The 15734-nt window shown below is 33.9% G+C and carries 17 protein-coding genes; 4 read left to right on the forward strand and 13 right to left on the reverse strand.

Annotated elements, in window-relative coordinates:
* Positions 1-554, reverse strand: a 554-nt coding sequence (locus ACP5SP_RS03060; RefSeq protein ID WP_428076023.1) for a diadenylate cyclase, incomplete at its 3' end; no start/stop codon positions are given.
* 298 nt (positions 555-852) lie between these two features.
* Here ACP5SP_RS03060 and murJ (ACP5SP_RS03065) point away from each other — a divergent pair.
* Both murJ (ACP5SP_RS03065) and ACP5SP_RS03070 read left to right on the forward strand, forming a co-directional pair.
* Positions 853-2394: a murein biosynthesis integral membrane protein MurJ gene (murJ, locus tag ACP5SP_RS03065; protein WP_428076024.1), complete on the forward strand. Its 1542-nt coding sequence runs from the start codon at positions 853-855 to the stop codon at positions 2392-2394.
* Between the two features lie 35 nt (positions 2395-2429).
* A complete protein-coding gene (locus tag ACP5SP_RS03070; RefSeq protein ID WP_416085114.1) occupies positions 2430-2753 on the forward strand; it encodes a hypothetical protein in 324 nt (107 codons plus the stop codon).
* On the opposite strand, the gene ACP5SP_RS03075 is transcribed toward ACP5SP_RS03070, so the two are convergent.
* Positions 2750-3106: a Lin0512 family protein gene (locus ACP5SP_RS03075; RefSeq protein ID WP_416085113.1), complete on the reverse strand. Its 357-nt coding sequence runs from the start codon at positions 3104-3106 to the stop codon at positions 2750-2752. The genes ACP5SP_RS03070 and ACP5SP_RS03075 overlap by 4 nt on opposite strands.
* A 72-nt stretch (positions 3107-3178) precedes the next feature.
* Here ACP5SP_RS03075 and ACP5SP_RS03080 point away from each other — a divergent pair, with 72 nt between their 5' ends.
* Entirely contained in the window at positions 3179-4312 is a 1134-nt protein-coding gene (locus tag ACP5SP_RS03080) for an aldo/keto reductase (RefSeq protein ID WP_428066786.1), read from the forward strand.
* The gene (locus ACP5SP_RS03085) at positions 4313-4759 is read left to right on the forward strand and encodes a DUF1893 domain-containing protein (RefSeq protein WP_424596775.1); all 447 of its coding nucleotides are present in this window, start codon (positions 4313-4315) and stop codon (positions 4757-4759) included.
* 3 nt (positions 4760-4762) lie between these two features.
* Here the strand turns inward: ACP5SP_RS03085 and ispH are convergent, their stop codons facing one another.
* The 11 genes from ispH to gcvPB are packed head-to-tail and all read right to left on the reverse strand — an operon-like array spanning position 4763 to position 15732.
* Positions 4763-5617: a 4-hydroxy-3-methylbut-2-enyl diphosphate reductase gene (gene ispH, locus ACP5SP_RS03090; protein ID WP_424586541.1), complete on the reverse strand. Its 855-nt coding sequence runs from the start codon at positions 5615-5617 to the stop codon at positions 4763-4765.
* Positions 5587-6195, reverse strand: a complete 609-nt coding sequence (locus ACP5SP_RS03095) for a lysophospholipid acyltransferase family protein (protein WP_424586540.1) — start codon at positions 6193-6195, stop codon at positions 5587-5589. The genes ispH and ACP5SP_RS03095 overlap by 31 nt, the downstream gene beginning before the upstream one ends.
* The gene (gene cmk / locus ACP5SP_RS03100) at positions 6152-6844 is read right to left on the reverse strand and encodes a (d)CMP kinase (protein WP_424596776.1); all 693 of its coding nucleotides are present in this window, start codon (positions 6842-6844) and stop codon (positions 6152-6154) included. The genes ACP5SP_RS03095 and cmk overlap by 44 nt, the downstream gene beginning before the upstream one ends.
* Positions 6831-7271 carry a ribose 5-phosphate isomerase B gene (gene rpiB / locus ACP5SP_RS03105; RefSeq protein WP_416085108.1) on the reverse strand — a complete coding sequence of 147 codons (441 nt, stop codon included), beginning with the start codon at positions 7269-7271 and terminating at the stop codon, positions 6831-6833. The genes cmk and rpiB overlap by 14 nt, the downstream gene beginning before the upstream one ends.
* Before the next feature lie 2 nt (positions 7272-7273).
* The gene (gene murJ / locus ACP5SP_RS03110; protein WP_424586538.1) at positions 7274-8863 is read right to left on the reverse strand and encodes a murein biosynthesis integral membrane protein MurJ; all 1590 of its coding nucleotides are present in this window, start codon (positions 8861-8863) and stop codon (positions 7274-7276) included.
* 12 nt (positions 8864-8875) lie between these two features.
* Positions 8876-9985, reverse strand: a complete 1110-nt coding sequence (locus ACP5SP_RS03115; protein ID WP_416085106.1) for a glycosyltransferase — start codon at positions 9983-9985, stop codon at positions 8876-8878.
* Entirely contained in the window at positions 9978-11180 is a 1203-nt protein-coding gene (locus tag ACP5SP_RS03120) for an O-antigen ligase family protein (RefSeq protein ID WP_428076025.1), read from the reverse strand. Before ACP5SP_RS03120 ends, ACP5SP_RS03115 begins: the two co-directional genes overlap by 8 nt.
* 1 nt (position 11181) lies before the next feature.
* Positions 11182-11643 (reverse strand): DUF4330 family protein, encoded by a 462-nt coding sequence (locus ACP5SP_RS03125; protein ID WP_416085104.1) that lies wholly within the window; start codon positions 11641-11643, stop codon positions 11182-11184.
* Positions 11636-12550 (reverse strand): glycosyltransferase, encoded by a 915-nt coding sequence (locus ACP5SP_RS03130; protein WP_416085103.1) that lies wholly within the window; start codon positions 12548-12550, stop codon positions 11636-11638. The genes ACP5SP_RS03125 and ACP5SP_RS03130 overlap by 8 nt, the downstream gene beginning before the upstream one ends.
* Positions 12551-14290: an arginine--tRNA ligase gene (gene argS, locus ACP5SP_RS03135; RefSeq protein WP_424586536.1), complete on the reverse strand. Its 1740-nt coding sequence runs from the start codon at positions 14288-14290 to the stop codon at positions 12551-12553. It abuts the gene before it with no gap.
* Positions 14287-15732, reverse strand: a complete 1446-nt coding sequence (gene gcvPB, locus ACP5SP_RS03140) for an aminomethyl-transferring glycine dehydrogenase subunit GcvPB (protein ID WP_424586535.1) — start codon at positions 15730-15732, stop codon at positions 14287-14289. Before gcvPB ends, argS begins: the two co-directional genes overlap by 4 nt.
* Between the last annotated feature and the right edge of the window lie 2 nt (positions 15733-15734).

Here is a 15734-nt window from a genome sequence, read left to right on the forward strand (position 1 = left end):
GCTCCATCATGAAGAGGAGAATTTGGAAAAAATATTGTGATAAGAGTTTCTGCTTTGACCTTTGCCCCAATCTCAACTCCTGTCTCCATATACTCAGAAAGAGGAACTTCCCTTTCTACAACAATGAGCGCCCCAATCTTATTTAAGGAGATTGTATTAACGCTTTTTACAATTTCTTCAACAACGGTTCTATAATCCTCTTCTCCTTCAAGAGATTCTTGAATTTTAATATTTTTACCTAAACCTGTGAACCATTTCCTCAACTCAGGCTGAAATACAACAACCAAAAGATAAGGGAGAAACATAAAAGAGTAGGTGATTAAATTACTTGCAAGAAAATGAAGAGTTGTTAATCCAATCTTGTCCGAAAGATACGAAACCAAAAATACTCCTACAAAATATAACGCTATACCCTCTGCAAGTTGAAGTGTTCTTGTGTTTTGAATAGCTCTTAGAATAACATAAAAGATAAGACTCACAATGAGTATATCCACAACATTGAGAATAATTGTCATTGCACTTATGTCTCTAAAAGTATTAATCAATAAATCCATATCAACATATTTTCTCATAAAATGCATTTTTTGAAATACCTTCTATAAGTCTTTACGCCTTTAGATATATTCAGGAATGCCTTACTTAAAAAAATAAGTTTATTAAGTTATAGACTTGTATATCGTCTTACATTTTTAGTGGAAATAGTAGAAAATTTGCGAAAGGCTATGTGTTATAGAATTACATATCCTGCTAAAGAAACCCTATTAAGATCGAAAAGTATAATATCTCAATCCCTCCATATGAAAATTCTTTAAAATCTAAATCAGAAAGTTAGTTTTTGTGTATAATTACATTATGAAGAGAACACAAACACCAGAGATTGCCTCGATTTTATTTGCTCTTTCAAATGTGATAAGTAAACTTTTGGGATTTGTAAGAGACCTTTTCCTCAGTAACTATTTTGGTGTTTCTAAAAGTGTTGATGCGTTATCTGCAACGCTACCTATTAATTCAATTTTTCAAAACTTGATGACCTCTGCAATTGTTGTATCTTTCATTCCGCTTTTTCTTGAGGAAATTGCAAATGATAGAGTAAAGGCTGAAAAAGACTTAAGTGCACTTTTCAATTTACTATTTATTATATTTTTAATTTTAGCAATAGTTCTTATGGTTTCTTCGAATGCGCTTGTAAATATTCTTGCACCGGGATTCAAGGATGAAACTCTGCGTAATATAATGGGAAAACTCATAGATTTTGTTTCAATATCTGCTTTTTTGTGGGCAATTGTTGGATTTCTTTTTGGGGTTGCCCAGTCAAAGAAACACTTTTTTATAACAGCATTTACACCACTTCTTGCAAATTTGTTCACAATTTTTGGTCTTGTATTCTTCCATAAAACATTTGGAATTTATTCATACGTAATAGGAATGAATATTGGGCTTCTCTTACAATTTCTTGTAATGGCATATTACTCCAAAAAGTATCTAAACTTGAAATTTGGTATGTATTTCTCGGTAAGCAGAAACCTTTTAAGTCGCCTTTTTGTTTTATCCTTACCTTTAATTCTTTTACAACTAACAAATTATTTTGTAACGCTCCTTTCAAATAGGATCGCTTCAACCCTTTCTGAGGGAAGTATTGCATCCATTCAATACGCAAACAAATTAAGACAACTCTGGGTAAGTTTACTTACTGTACCAATTGCAACTGCCTATTATCCTTTTTTATCTGAGGCTGCTATTACCGGTAATTTTGATCGGTTATCACAAATTTTTAGAAGAAGCGCTGAATTTGCACTTATTCTTGGCATACCGATAACAGTTGTATCTTTTGCGTTTGCAAATCCTATTGTACAAATTGTTTTTAAGCGTGGCGCTTTTAACGAAGAAGCAGTTATTCTTACAACGCTTGCATTTAAGTATTTCTCAATAGGTATTTTTGCCCTTATGATTACAACCCTTGCGATGAGAGTACTTTATGCCCTGAAAGAGATGTATCTTGTACTTCTTGTTTCAGTTGTTATTGCGGTAATTAACATTCTACTTTTTTATCCTCTTGTTAAAGTATTTGGACACGCTGGAATACCTTTTGCAATAAGCATAGGGATTATTATAGAAACAATTGCATTTTTGATTGCACTTGAGATTAAAACACATATAAAACTTGGGGAATTTTTCATCTCAGTTTTGAAGATTACTGTTCCAAGTTTAGTAAGCGTAATTTTTATGTATTTTATTTATAACATTGCAATAAGATTTATCGGAAATGCAAAAACACTAAATATACTTGTATCATTTACCATAAGCGCGGTAGTCTTTATTATTTCGTATTTTATTTTGCTAAAAATTTTTAAAGTTGAAGAACTTGATACAATCATAAAAATCTTCAACAAATAGATTTAGTAAAAGTAAAGTTTTTGGTAAAATAAAGTATGGAAAAGTTTGATATAGAAGACATAAATAAAAATAGATATGTTGCATGCATTAGTTATGTTTCAATACTTTTTATCCTTCCTCTTTTGCTTGTAAAAGATAGTCCTTTTGTTAAAGAACACGCAAAACAGGGTTTTATACTTTTCCTTTTGGAAATAATGGGCTCGACAATTTACTACTTTCCAATTTTTGGAAAAATTTTAGGTAGCATTATTCTTATCCTTTGCCTAATAGCTTCGTTTATCGGGTTTTTGGTTGCTCTTACGGGTGGTTTTATTGAATTCCCAATAATTTACGATCTTGCAAAAGAAGTTAAAATTTAAATCTTAACACTCACCGTAATGCTTGCAACTGCCATAATAATTTCAGTATTTTTATCGTTAAACTCCTCCATAATCGCACCATAATCTATTAGACCACCCTTTATAACTTTTATGGATAGATTCTTTTTGATGGGAAACGCTTCCATAAGGCGATTCATATCAACATTTTCTGGATAAGGTACACCAAGAAGTGCATCAATTTTAAAATCCTTTATATTCAATTCAAGAAGACCGATAATATACACTCGAGAGATTGCATCTTTAACTGCCTTGATGCATGCATTCGTTGGATCCTGCCCGTGGGAATCAACACCAAATCCAAACTCCATAACAAATCTTTTGTACTCTGCCATTTTTACCTCCTTGTTTAAATAATTGCAATATTATTGTATAATTAGAAAACAATTTTGAAAGAAGGTTAAAAAATGTCTCTAAGAAAATTTGGGAAAACCGAAGAATACTTATTCCCTCTTGGATTTGGTACAATGAGACTACCCACGATTGGAGGAGATAACTCAAAAATAAATACAGACGAAGCAATAAAAATGATTCGCTTTGCAATCGATAACGGACTTAATTACGTGGATACGGCTTATCCATATCATGGTGGTAATTCAGAAATTGTAGTTGGACTTGCATTAAAAGACGGCTACAGAAAAAAGACAAACATTGCAACAAAACTTCCAACTTGGCTTATAAACGAAAAAAGCGATCTCGATAAATATCTCTTCGAACAACTAAAGAAACTTCAAACGGATTATATTGATTTTTATTTACTTCACACGCTTGATAAAGGACTTTTCCAAAAAATGGTTGAGGTAGAAGCAGTATCGTGGGCAGAGAAGAAAATAAAAGAAGGGTATATTAAGTATCTCGGATTTTCATTCCACGACGAATTTCCAGTCTTTAAAAGTATTGTTGATTATTATCCAAACTGGACTTTTGCTCAAATTCAGTTAAACTACCTTGATACAGAATACCAAGCGGGGCTAAAAGGATTGAAATATGCACACGAAAAAGGACTTGCAGTAATTATAATGGAGCCCTTAAGAGGTGGCGAACTTGCAAACCTACCACCAAGAGTTGAGGAAGTTTTTAAAAGCGTTAATCCTAATCGCCCAATTGTTGAATGGGGTTTTGACTTTTTGTGGAATATGCAAGAAGTCTCACTTGTTCTAAGTGGAATGAGCACGATGGAACAAGTAAAAGAAAATATCGAATATGCAAAAAGAGCCTATATCGGAATGCTTACAGATTCAGAACTTGAGGCATATAAAAAAGCTGCAAATTTAATAAGTGAATTGCGTCCAATTGGATGCACGGGGTGTGGATACTGTCAACCTTGTACAGTAGGAATTAACATACCTGGTATCTTTGACATATACAATAAAGGCTATCTTTTTCAAAATATGGAACGAGCGAAAAAAAGATATTCATTTGAGAAAGTTAAGGCAACAGAGTGTATCGAATGTGGGAATTGTGAAGCGCAATGTCCACAAGGTCTTCCAATTATACAACTTCTTAAGAAAGTGCATAGGGAATTTACTACTGGTGCATAAATGAAAAATTGCTCTCCTCAAAACCTTGTTAAAAAGGCAATTATTGATGCAAAACTTAATCTTGCTATTTTCGAGGAAAATGAACTTATATACTCGGATGCAAAGTCAGGGATTTCTCCTATATTTAACTTTGTAAAAGAAAACCTCAACAAAGTTGATAATTTAAAAAACTTATACATAGGGGATAGAATAGTCGGTAAAGCAGGAGCAATGCTTACAGTATTGTTAAAACCCCATTATATTTATGCACATGTTTTAAGTAAAAGTGGTAAAGAGATTCTTGAAAGATACAAAATTAATTTTGAATTTGGCACATTAACGGACTATATCATAAATCGTGACAAAACAGGATTATGCCCCTTTGAAAATGCAGTATTAAATATTGAAGATCCGCTTGTTGCTATAAACGAGATTGAAAAAACGCTTAAGAAGCTTCCAAGAACATAAATCCTAAGGAAGATTTTCAAGAAATTCTACAATTTCCTTTATAATGTATTCAGGCGTTGATGTACCAGAAACGATGCCAATTTTCAGGCATTTGGATAACTCGTATTTTTTTAATTCCTCTGCGTCTTCTACAAAGAAAGTATTTTTATTTATCCTTATTGCAATTTCATAAAGCCTGTTTGTATTTGCAGAGTGTTTGCCACCAACTACAATAACGCAATCAACTGATTGTGCTAAAGCTTCTGTTTCTTGTTGCCTATTAACTGTTTCGGGGCAAATTGTATCAAAGAACCTAAATTCAAAAGAGTGCTTTAGGAAAAATTGAGAGACATTAAACACAAGGAATCTTGAAACAGTTGATTGGGATACAAGGGCAATTTTTGGAAAGTGTTCATTTTCAAATTGATTAAGTTCGTGTAAATCCGAAATTACAGCAAAAAGATTTTCTCCTGCGGTTTCCTTAAGTACTTTTGTTTCTCTATGTCCTTTTTCACCAACAACAACAATTTTATAATCTTCACTTTTAAGCTTCTTAATAATATTAATAGTCCTTATAACAAAGGGACATGTTACATCGATAATTTTCTCAAATCTTTTCTTTAAATTTCCTACTTCTTCATCTGTTGCGCCATGTGCTGGGAGAACGACAAATTCACCTGAATCATTTGGCTTTGCTACTTTCACCCCTAGCGCCTTAAGACGTGCCATTTCTCTTTCATTATGGAGAATTGAGTCTACAGTAAAAATGCCTTTTGATTGTCTTGTTAAGTTTTCGACAATGCTAACTGCACGCTCAACACCTGAACAAAAACCAACCGACTTTGCAACTATGATAGTTCTTCTGCCTTTATTATGCATTCCTGAATTTTCTCCATAAGATAATCTGTCGCCTTTTCGTAATAATCCTCATCATTGGGATTAAATATTTCGTAAGGTTTTATAGGTTCTCCAAAATATACGGCAAGCTTTGTCCGCTTTACATGGATAAACCTTCTTCCAAGCCCCACAATGGAAGCAGGCACTATAGGAACTTTTGCAATAGTTGAGAAATAAACTGCACCTCTTTTTCCTTTGAGAAGCTCTCCTGTTTTAGACCTTGTCCCCTCTGGGAAAAGAAGCAATGGATAGCCTTTTTTAAGTACTTCTAATGAAAGCCTTATCGAAGATAATTCTGGTTTTTCACGATTTACAGGAATACCACCAAGTGATTTTAAAATTTGCGCAAAAATTTTGGTTTCAAAAAGCTCTTTCTTTGCAAATGAATACATCCTTTTTGGTAAGGCAGCACCAATAAGAGGAATGTCAAGCCAATGTGTATGATTTGGAGAGACAATATATCCACTATCCTTTGGTAAATGTTCTACTCCTAATACTTTAAAGTTATAAAATATTTTAAAATAGAGAATCGCTATAATTTTGAGAATTCCGTAAAGCATATTCCTTACCCTTTATAAACTCCATTATTAAAGTAATCACTTCATCAATCGTTAAATTTGTCGTATCAATTACATAGGCATCTTCAGGCACAGTTAATGGGGCAACACTTCTTGAGGAATCGATAATATCACGCATCTTCAAATTTTCATAAACCTCTTGATATGTTGTGTCTACACCTTTAAGAATAAGTTCTTTAAAACGTCTCGAGGCACGCTCTTCCAGTGTTGCTGTAAGAAATATTTTTAAAAATGCATTTGGTAGCACTACAGTTCCAATATCGCGCCCAACCATGACAACATTACTCTTATCAGCAATTCTTTGAAGTTCTTTAGTTATTACTTCACGTACTGCCGGATCTTCGGATACAGGAGAAACAAGTACATCTATACTTTTATCTCTCAATTTTGAAAGAGAAACTTCATTTCCATTAAGAAAAATTTTTCCCTCTTTTATATCCACGTTAAAATCTGATACTGCCAAAGGATATTCCTCTTTTTTAAGGCCCTTCAGAACGACGTTAAGAGTTGCAAGCCTATAAAGAAGACCACTATCAATAAATTCGTAATTTAGGCGTTCTGCAAGGATTCTCCCAACGGTTGACTTACCAGAAGAGGCAACTCCATCAATTGCGATTTTACGAGTTTTCATAATCTCTAATCTTATTTATCCTTCGTTCGTGTCTGCCGCCCTCAAATTTTGAGCTTAGCCAAACATCAACAATTTCTTTTGCAACTTCATCTCCCACAACACGTCCACCCATACAGAGGATATTTGCATTATTATGTTCACGTGATGCATGAGCTGTATAAAGGTCATTGCAAAGTGAAGCTCTTATTCCCTTTACCTTGTTTGCAGATATACTCATACCTACGCCTGTTCCACAGATAAGAATACCAAAATCAAAATCGCCTTTTGAAACTGCTTCTCCAACTTTAAAGGCATAGTCAGGGTAATCAACGCTTTCCTCTGTATAAGTTCCGAAATCTTCGACGTCAACTCCCTTTGTTTTTAAAAAATTTTTTATAATTTCTTTTAATCTAAAACCTGCATGGTCTGAACCAATTGCTATTTTCATAATTACCTCCTAAATCTTTTAAGTGTAGTTTTTAAAAAACCAAAAGCATAAGAAAACGCAATATCAAAAATCTCACTTCTTACAAGTTTACCAATCCCAACATAAATTATAAATAAGATTATACCTAACCCAATACTTCTCAAAAATACAGTTAAAGCGTGTGCCTTTATCGGAATAAATCTCAAAGATAGATACGCAAGGATTGCCATAAGTGCACCAACAAAAAACGCTTTAAAGAGTTCTAAAAGAAGATTCCTTAAATATTTTGAATCGAAATAACGCCTATTTATGCTATAAAGGATGTATTGCACAAGGGAAATATAGGTTACAATAGTTGTTGCAAGAGCAATACCAGGAGCTCCCATTATCTTTGCAAGTACTATGTCTAACACAAGGTTTAAGCCAACGCTAACCCAACTTATAAACATTGGAGTTTTTGTATCTTTATAAGTAAAGAATGCCCTCCTAAACAAATCCGCAAGGGTAATACCCAAGAGTCCTAAAGAGTACATAAGAACGTTTGAAGTTGTTAACAGCGCTGAAGATTCGTTGAATGCACCTCTTTCGAATAAAACTCTTACTATAGGGCGTGCCCAGACTGAAAAATAAACCGTAAATGGAATCATAATAAAAACAAGGACATAAAAGGCTTTTTTGAAAAGACGTGCATATTCTTCATCATTTTTACTTACCACATGCGATGAAAGTGTAGGGTAAACTGCAGTTGTAAGTGAAACACCGATAAGTGAATAAGGTATAAGATAAACAGTTTGTGCATATGAAAGAGAGGCAATTGCACCATATGGTAGATAGGATGCAACAGTTTTATCGACAATCTGATATAACACGCTCATTCCTGAAACAACCATTGCGGGTATCATAAGATTTGTAAACTCCTTAAAACCAGCCCAATCAATCTCTTTTACATCGTATTGCCTGAAAAACTTCCATCTAAAATACAAAAAAGAGAAGAGTAAGAAAAAGTAAACCAAACCAAATAGATCTTGACCAAGAACTCTACTGTAAATTCCAATTTTAGGTGCAAGTAACAATAGAGTAATGGGAATAACAAAATTAGCAACAAGACCTGCAACAGCAGGATACAAAAATTGTTTTTCTGCCTGAAAAACTCCTGTAAAGAAACCTGTCATAATGTTAAGGAATCCAAAAACAGCAAGCATTTTAACGAATGCCGACGCATAAGCAAATCTATCTGAAGTTAAACCTGATGCAACTATCTTCACAAATACAGGACTAAATATCACAAGAAGAAGTGTTATAAAAAATAGGATAACACTATAAATGAAGAAGAGTTGACTTACAAAAATTTTACCCTTATCATTTCCTTGTCCTTTTTTCTCGGTATACATTCTTACAATAATAGTTTGCATACCAGAGGCAAAAATACCTAAAATCATATTGGGAATAATAAGCGCAACCTCAAAGGCATCCATTTGTGGGGATGTGCCAAAGTATTTAGCAGTAAGCATATCTCGCACATAGCCCACAATTTTACTTAACAAGGACACAATCGCTGTGATAATTGCTGCTTCTTTTATTGTTTGGCTTCTGAGAATTCTTCTCTTATCCATTTTTTAGAATCCTCAATGAATCAATTCCTCAACAATATCCAAAATCTGTCTATTTCGATTTTCCCAAGAAAACTCTTTCGCATAGATTGCTCGTTTTACACGTTTTTCAATCGAATCTTCAGAAATTGCAAGTTCTACTTTGCGCAAAAATTCTTCTTTTGTTTGTGCCACATAAATTGGAAGGCTACTAACATTTCCAACAGGAGTCGAAACAACTGGAAGACCAGAAGCAAGATATTCATAAGCTTTAAGTGGGTCAATCTTTTTTGTTAAATCGTTTAGCTTAAATGGAATGATAGCAACAGATGATTCCCATAAGATTGGAGCAAAGCTCTCCTGTGTCAATTTCCCCAGGAACTTTATATTTTTCCCTGTAAGAAGAGCAGATATATCAACTGATGTAAAGCCAATGAGCAATATTTCAAAATCAGAAAGATGTTCCGAAAGAAATTTAATCAATTCAAGGTCAAACCAACTCGAAATTGCTCCAACATAAACTATTTGTTTTTTAATTTTTAATGCATCTTTTATTTCGAGCCACTTCGAAAAAAGTGCATAATCCACACCATTTGGAATTTGAATAGGCGCTTTTCCAAATGCTGTAAGTTTTTCTTTTAACAGCGAATTCCCTGTTGTAATTACCACATCTGAAATTTTAACTGTTCTTCTTTCAAGTTCATTTACAAATTGTGGATTAATTAGTCCCCCAAAACTTGCATGATCATCAACGCAGTCATAAATAACCTTTGCGCCAAAACGTTTCAAAGCCTGTGGAAAAAAGGGGATATAAGTAAAAACCAAGTTCGGCTTAAAAGATATTTCGTTTAGATAGGATGTTATAATCCTAAAATAAATTTCCTCATCGAGTTTATTAAAAAGTGGGTATTTTTTAAAAAAAGGAAGAATCGGAAAAGTTCTTAATACATAAAAATTCTCTGAAACCTTTTCAAGCCTAATTTTTTCAACCTTAAAATCTTTCTTTAGATATGCAAGATATGTGTGTGGTGAATCCACATAAACTACTCTAAAGCCATTTTCGCTTAGATATTTCGAAAATCTTGTTTTCCTTGAAGGAAAATCACCATACCTATTTGAAGATAAAAAAAGCACATCCTTAGTCATTCAAAACCTCAGAAAGCGCAGAAATAAACCAAAAGTTGAGGGTAATTCCCCATACATCAAATAGGTTTTCTACAAATATATGAATTAAAATCGCAAGAATCGAAGTTCCAAGAAAAAGATAAATGAGTTTTTTCTCTGAGAAAAACTTATATACAAAGTTTGCAAAACCATAAGATATAAAGAGAACAAAAGATATAATACCTAAAAAACCAGTTTCAGCAAATACATTCACATAAACGCTGTCCATTGAGGTATATGAAAAATAGCCGTACTTCTGTCCTGCAGAACTTCCGAAGGTACCAAGACCTGAACCAAAAAGAGGGTGTTCAAATCCATTTACAAGCCCATACTTCCATCTAAAAAGACGCCCACCTGAATCAAGACTCTTCTGAATATAACTTGGGTCAACAAGAGAAATGATTCTAAGCCTCAAAACAGGAATAATGTAAATCGCAAAAAATCCCAAAAAAACGAGGCTTATTGCAATTATAGGAGAAAATGTTGCAAACGCTGTGAAAAGTGAGCCAAAGGCACCAAGCCAACCACCGCGTGAAAATGTCAAAAGCAACCCGCCTAAAATTGAAAAAGATGCAACTAAATATAACGCTTTCTTTATATAATCTTTATGTTCAAACACATAGTAAAAAGCAACAGGAAGACCCAATTCAAGGTAACCTGCAAGGACGTTAGGTGATCCTACAACAGAAAAAGCCCTTGTATAAATAGATGTTCTTTCAAGATCTTTATCAACCCACTGTGCAGGAGTTGGCACTTTCTTTACATATTGATATATGCCATGAAGACCAAGCAAAACTGATGAAAAAACAAGAGATTTAAGGTAAAAATGTATTTCATCTTTGTTTGGATTAATGAGAAATACTGCAATAAAGACAAAAAATGGCTCAAACAAAAGTCTAAACTGGTGTTGAAATGCAAGGAAAAGGTAATTATTAAATACAAAACCTAAAATAGATACACTTGCAAAAAGAATCGCAAATAATACACTTGGTAGAATTACAAGATCTTTAATCCTCTTATAACCTACAAAAACTGAAAACAAAAAGAACGTTAAAATCAAAAGGTCATCCCAAAAACTTCCAAGTTTAGGAACTTTTTTAAAAACATAATTTATCCAAGGATAGAACGCAATAAGGAAGAGAAATGTCTTCCTTAAAAGAGAGTTTATCTTTTCCATACTATTTTACATCTTTAACAGTTAGCACGGTAACCCAAAGCTTCCAGTTTTCTCCATAAAGTGCAAGATGGGCTCCTGCCATAATGAGATCTTTTCCATAAGGATATGCCCACGCATATTTTTTGTCCAAAGACTTTGCTGTAATATAAACATCTTTTAGCTTTGAAGTATTTTCAACATAAAGAAGATTCTGATCGTAGTAAACATATTTTGCCTCGCTTGGAACAACTTTTACATCTGTAACCTTAAAGCATTTTTTCCCTTGGGAGTCATAAAGAGTGTCTCCAACTTTAATCATCTCTGCTGTTTCAGGTCTAATTGCTTCCGCAAGGAATGTTGCCTCAATATAGTTTCCCTGCGCCAAAATTTCTTTATTTTTAGGATTTAATATCTTGTACAATCCCAGAAGAATTGCAAGCACAAAAATAACCAAAACAATTGATACTAAAAATTTTTTATACACTTTGCACCTCCAATCGCTCTTTCAATCCGTCAATTATACCACGGAAAAAGTGTTTAAGAAATTCTTTTTTGTCATCATAAAAGAAAATAATTGATAAAAATCTTTTAAAAATAAACAAGGGGAGAAATAACAGATAAAAATTAACAGGTTTGAGGAACTTTTTCTGAACAACGATATTATTTCTTGTGCCAAGATACATTCTATAAGGTCTGCTGGATAGCAATGTAAAAGTTTTTCCAAACATTTTAACCTGTTTTCGAAATTCTATAGGATGGTAAATCTTGCTTTTAGAAATAGCAAAGCCTCTAAAACCAGCGTTCCTTGCTCTTAAAACAAATTCTGTATCATCATACCAACCCCACAATCTGCCATCAAAAAAACCAACAGATTCAAATACAAATCTTGGAAGGAATAACCCATTCATCGGCGCAATATCATACTCAAAATAATCCTTGAGGAATTCTCTATCGCTTATTTTCTGCGTAATACCTGTAGTGTTGTTGTAGCGCAATAAATTGTAAAATGGCTTTGAAAACTCTCTATCGCCATAAGTTACTGAGCTTAAAATTAGCTTTTGAAATTCTATGTGTAACTTATCGTAAAATTCAATTAGCATTGAAAGTGCATCCTTTGAAACAATAACATCATCATCAAGCATCCATACAAAATCGTATCCATTTTTATAAGCATACCTCTGTCCTGTTTCGGCACCACCTGCGGGACCTAAGTTTTTATCAAGTCTTAAATATTTAACTGGATATCTTTGAACTAAATCTTGAGTCCCATCAGTTGATGCGTTATCAACCACAATTATTTCTGGGACAATTTTACCATCTAAAATTGACTCAATACACTCTTTTAAAAGCTCTTTTCTATTGTAAGTAATAACAATTGATGCAACTTTCATTCACATATGCTCTTTCTTCTCAATTCCCATTAGGTCAAAAAGAAAGCCCAAAACAATCAAAGAAGCCTTAACTAAAATGAAACGCTTTGTCCTCACTTTTGGGTTTTCCTCACCTAAAACTCTGTAATTTTGATAAAAGAAATTTATGTCCCTTGCAATATCCAATGTAAAAGTGGGAATTCTATGAACAGCGTAATCTAAAGAAATATCATCAAGTATTGAATTTAGATAGAAAATACTATTAAAGATTCTTCTTTCAACTGGATCTATAGGTTCGTTAAATGCAGAGTCAAAATCCAAAAACTCAACACCCCTTTTTTTTGCCTCTTCTACGATATTGTGTAACCTTGCATAGGTATACTGTACATAGAATACAGGGTTATCAAACGATTGTTTAAGTGCAAGATCAATGTCAAAATTAAGATGGGTATCCGCACTTTTCATAAGGAAAAAGAATCTTGCTGCATCTTTCCCAACTTTTTCAATAAGATCGCTTAATGGGTAAAATTTTCCTGTATGCTTTGACATCATTACTTCAACACCATTTTCAAAGAAATGAACGATTTGATACAGGATTACATCGAGAAAATCACCGCCAATACCAACACCTTCAAGAAGTGCTTTCATCGTAATAACATGCCCAAAGTGGTCTGCACCCCAAACATCAATTGCTTTTGAGTGTCCACGTTTAAATTTATCAACATGGTATGCAATATCTGTCAAGGTATATGTTGGCTCACCCGTTGCCTTTACAAGAACTCTATCCTTGTCATCTTTAAACTGAGTCGCCTTAAACCACCAAGCACCATCCTTCTTGTAAAGAAGATTTCTTTCCTTTAACACAGAGAGTACTTGAGAAAGACGCTCAGGAATTTCTAAATCTTCTTCTACTTTTACGAGTTTCCCTTCATAAAGTGAAGATTCAAAGAAAACATTATCGTAATAAACACCAAATAGCCTTAATGATTCTAAAATACTTGGAAAGTCAAATTTTAAATTTTTCCTAAGAGTTTTAAGTTCTTCAATATTAGAATTGGCATCTCCAAGAAGGATATACTCGCCAAGAATTTTAAAAACCTCAATTTGCTTCTTGTAATCATAATGCAAAAATCTATCTTTGAAAATTTCTGTAAGCACATCGGCAATTCGCTTGATGTAGTCGCCTGCATAACCTTCTTCGGGAAACTCTAATTCTTTTCCAAAATTTTTAAGATACCAGTATCGGATAGATTGTGCAAACAGATCCATTTTGTTTCCCGCATCATTTACATAATATTCTTTTTCAACTTCATAACCACGACTCTTTAAAACATTCGAAACAACATCACCTATTACAGCACCACGACCGTTTCCTACATGAAGTGGACCTGTGGGATTTGCGGAAACGAATTCAACCTGAATTTTTTTATCTAAAGGTTCTTTTATGAAATATTTGCTTTTTTTATCTAAAAGTTCTTTAAGGAATTCTTTGTAAAATGTATTTCCAAGTTTTATGTTTATATAGCCACCATCATTTGAAAGGTTTTCAAAATATGGAAGATTAAGGTATTTTATAAGCTCATCTGAAATGTCTTTCGGCGACTTTTTTAATGCCTTTGCTAACTTGAAGGATATGTTCAGTGAAAAGTCACCAAAATTTTCAGGTGCAATAAGCAACTTAAAGTTTTTATCGTAATCAACATATTTCAGAGGCTCGGAGAGAGCCTCTGAAATTTCATTTTGTAGTTTATATATGTTCATTTTTCTTTATACACTAAAATTGGTTCTCTGTTTGCTTTCACCTCATCAGGTCTTGAAACATAAGTTATATGAGGCGCTTCCTTAAGAAGTTCTGGATTTGTTTTAGCTTCATTAGAAATCTTTATCATTGCATCAATAAATTCGTCAATTGTCTCTTTTCCTTCAGATTCGGTTGGCTCGACCATGATTGTTTCTTGAGCATAGGGTTCGAAATGCGGGAAGTAAATTGTTGGGGGATGGAAGCCATAATCAATAAGCCTCTTTGCAATATCAAGTGTCTTAACTCCGTATTCTTTATAGTCTCTTCCCGTAAGGACACACTCATGCATGCAGAATCTGTCGTAGGCAGGCCTATAATACTTTTTGAGTTTTGCAAGGACATAATTTGCATTAATAACAGAAGTTTCTGAAACCATTTTTAAGCCATCATTACCCATTGAGAGAATCCACGCATATGCCTTTACAAGCACCGTAAAATTGCCAAAGAAGGCTTTTACTCTGCCAATAGATTTACGAGGTTCCTCAAGCCCAAAGTATTTTCCACAATTACAAACCAAAGGTGATGGTAGAAATTCAGCAAGATTCTTTTTAACACCTACAGCACCAGAGCCAGGACCTCCAGAACCATGAGGAGTTGAGAAGGTTTTATGAAGGTTAAGATGCACTATATCAAAACCTGCATCTCCAGGACGAACAATCCCCAAAAGTGCATTGAGATTTGCACCATCGTAGTAAAGAAGCCCACCTTGTGAATGAACAACCTCTGCAATTTCTTGAATTTGTCTTTCAAAAAGTCCAACAGTATTTGGGTTAGTAAGCATTAAACCTGCAGTATCTTCATCCATCTTAGCCTTAAGGTCATCAAGATCAATATTTCCAACTTCATTTGACTTCACCTCAACAACCTTAAACCCAGCCATTGCAGAAGAAGCAGGGTTTGTGCCATGAGCAGAATCAGGGACAAGCATTTTGCTTCGAGATTTGCCTTGATCTTCAAAATACTTTCGCATGATAAGAACACCAACAAGTTCACCATGAGCACCTGCAGATGGCATAAGAGTGAATCTATCCATACCTGTTATTTCCTTGAGTGCCTCTTCAAGTTCATACATGAGCCTCAAGTTACCTTGAACAAATTCAAGCGGAGAAAATGGATGAGCCTGCGTAAAATTATCGAGACTTGCAAGATATTCATTTACCTTCGGATTGTACTTCATTGTACAACTTCCCAAAGGATAAAAACCATCGTCAACTCCGTAATTCAACTTCGAAAGTTTTGTAAAGTGTCTTACAACATCAACTTCTGAAACCTCAGGGAGTTCCTTTTTAGCCTTTGATAGTGCATATTCTGGAATTAAATCCTCTACAGCACCATCAAACTCGTCTTTCTTTATCGAATAACCAACACGTCCTTTAACGCTTTTTTCATATATGAGTTTCATAG

Origin of the sequence: Caldisericum sp. (genome assembly GCF_049967455.1) — a bacterium.
GTDB classification, from domain to species: Bacteria; Caldisericota; Caldisericia; order Caldisericales; family Caldisericaceae; genus Caldisericum; species Caldisericum exile_A.

What these genes read in the sequence shown, in the direction of transcription:
- ACP5SP_RS03085 (WP_424596775.1), top strand. Translation starts at nt 4,313, where the DNA reads ATGAAAAATTGCTCTCCTCAAAACCTTGTTAAAAAGGCAATTATTGAT.
- murJ (WP_424586538.1), bottom strand. Translation starts at nt 8,863, where the DNA reads ATGGATAAGAGAAGAATTCTCAGAAGCCAAACAATAAAAGAAGCAGCA.
- ACP5SP_RS03120 (WP_428076025.1), bottom strand. Translation starts at nt 11,180, where the DNA reads ATGGAAAAGATAAACTCTCTTTTAAGGAAGACATTTCTCTTCCTTATT.
- gcvPB (WP_424586535.1), bottom strand. Translation starts at nt 15,732, where the DNA reads ATGAAACTCATATATGAAAAAAGCGTTAAAGGACGTGTTGGTTATTCG.
- ispH (WP_424586541.1), bottom strand. Translation starts at nt 5,617, where the DNA reads ATGCATAATAAAGGCAGAAGAACTATCATAGTTGCAAAGTCGGTTGGT.
- murJ (WP_428076024.1), top strand. Translation starts at nt 853, where the DNA reads ATGAAGAGAACACAAACACCAGAGATTGCCTCGATTTTATTTGCTCTT.
- argS (WP_424586536.1), bottom strand. Translation starts at nt 14,290, where the DNA reads ATGAACATATATAAACTACAAAATGAAATTTCAGAGGCTCTCTCCGAG.
- ACP5SP_RS03095 (WP_424586540.1), bottom strand. Translation starts at nt 6,195, where the DNA reads ATGCTTTACGGAATTCTCAAAATTATAGCGATTCTCTATTTTAAAATA.
- ACP5SP_RS03075 (WP_416085113.1), bottom strand. Translation starts at nt 3,106, where the DNA reads ATGGCAGAGTACAAAAGATTTGTTATGGAGTTTGGATTTGGTGTTGAT.
- rpiB (WP_416085108.1), bottom strand. Translation starts at nt 7,271, where the DNA reads ATGAAAATAGCAATTGGTTCAGACCATGCAGGTTTTAGATTAAAAGAA.
- ACP5SP_RS03130 (WP_416085103.1), bottom strand. Translation starts at nt 12,550, where the DNA reads ATGAAAGTTGCATCAATTGTTATTACTTACAATAGAAAAGAGCTTTTA.
- ACP5SP_RS03070 (WP_416085114.1), top strand. Translation starts at nt 2,430, where the DNA reads ATGGAAAAGTTTGATATAGAAGACATAAATAAAAATAGATATGTTGCA.
- ACP5SP_RS03115 (WP_416085106.1), bottom strand. Translation starts at nt 9,985, where the DNA reads ATGACTAAGGATGTGCTTTTTTTATCTTCAAATAGGTATGGTGATTTT.
- ACP5SP_RS03080 (WP_428066786.1), top strand. Translation starts at nt 3,179, where the DNA reads ATGTCTCTAAGAAAATTTGGGAAAACCGAAGAATACTTATTCCCTCTT.
- cmk (WP_424596776.1), bottom strand. Translation starts at nt 6,844, where the DNA reads ATGAAAACTCGTAAAATCGCAATTGATGGAGTTGCCTCTTCTGGTAAG.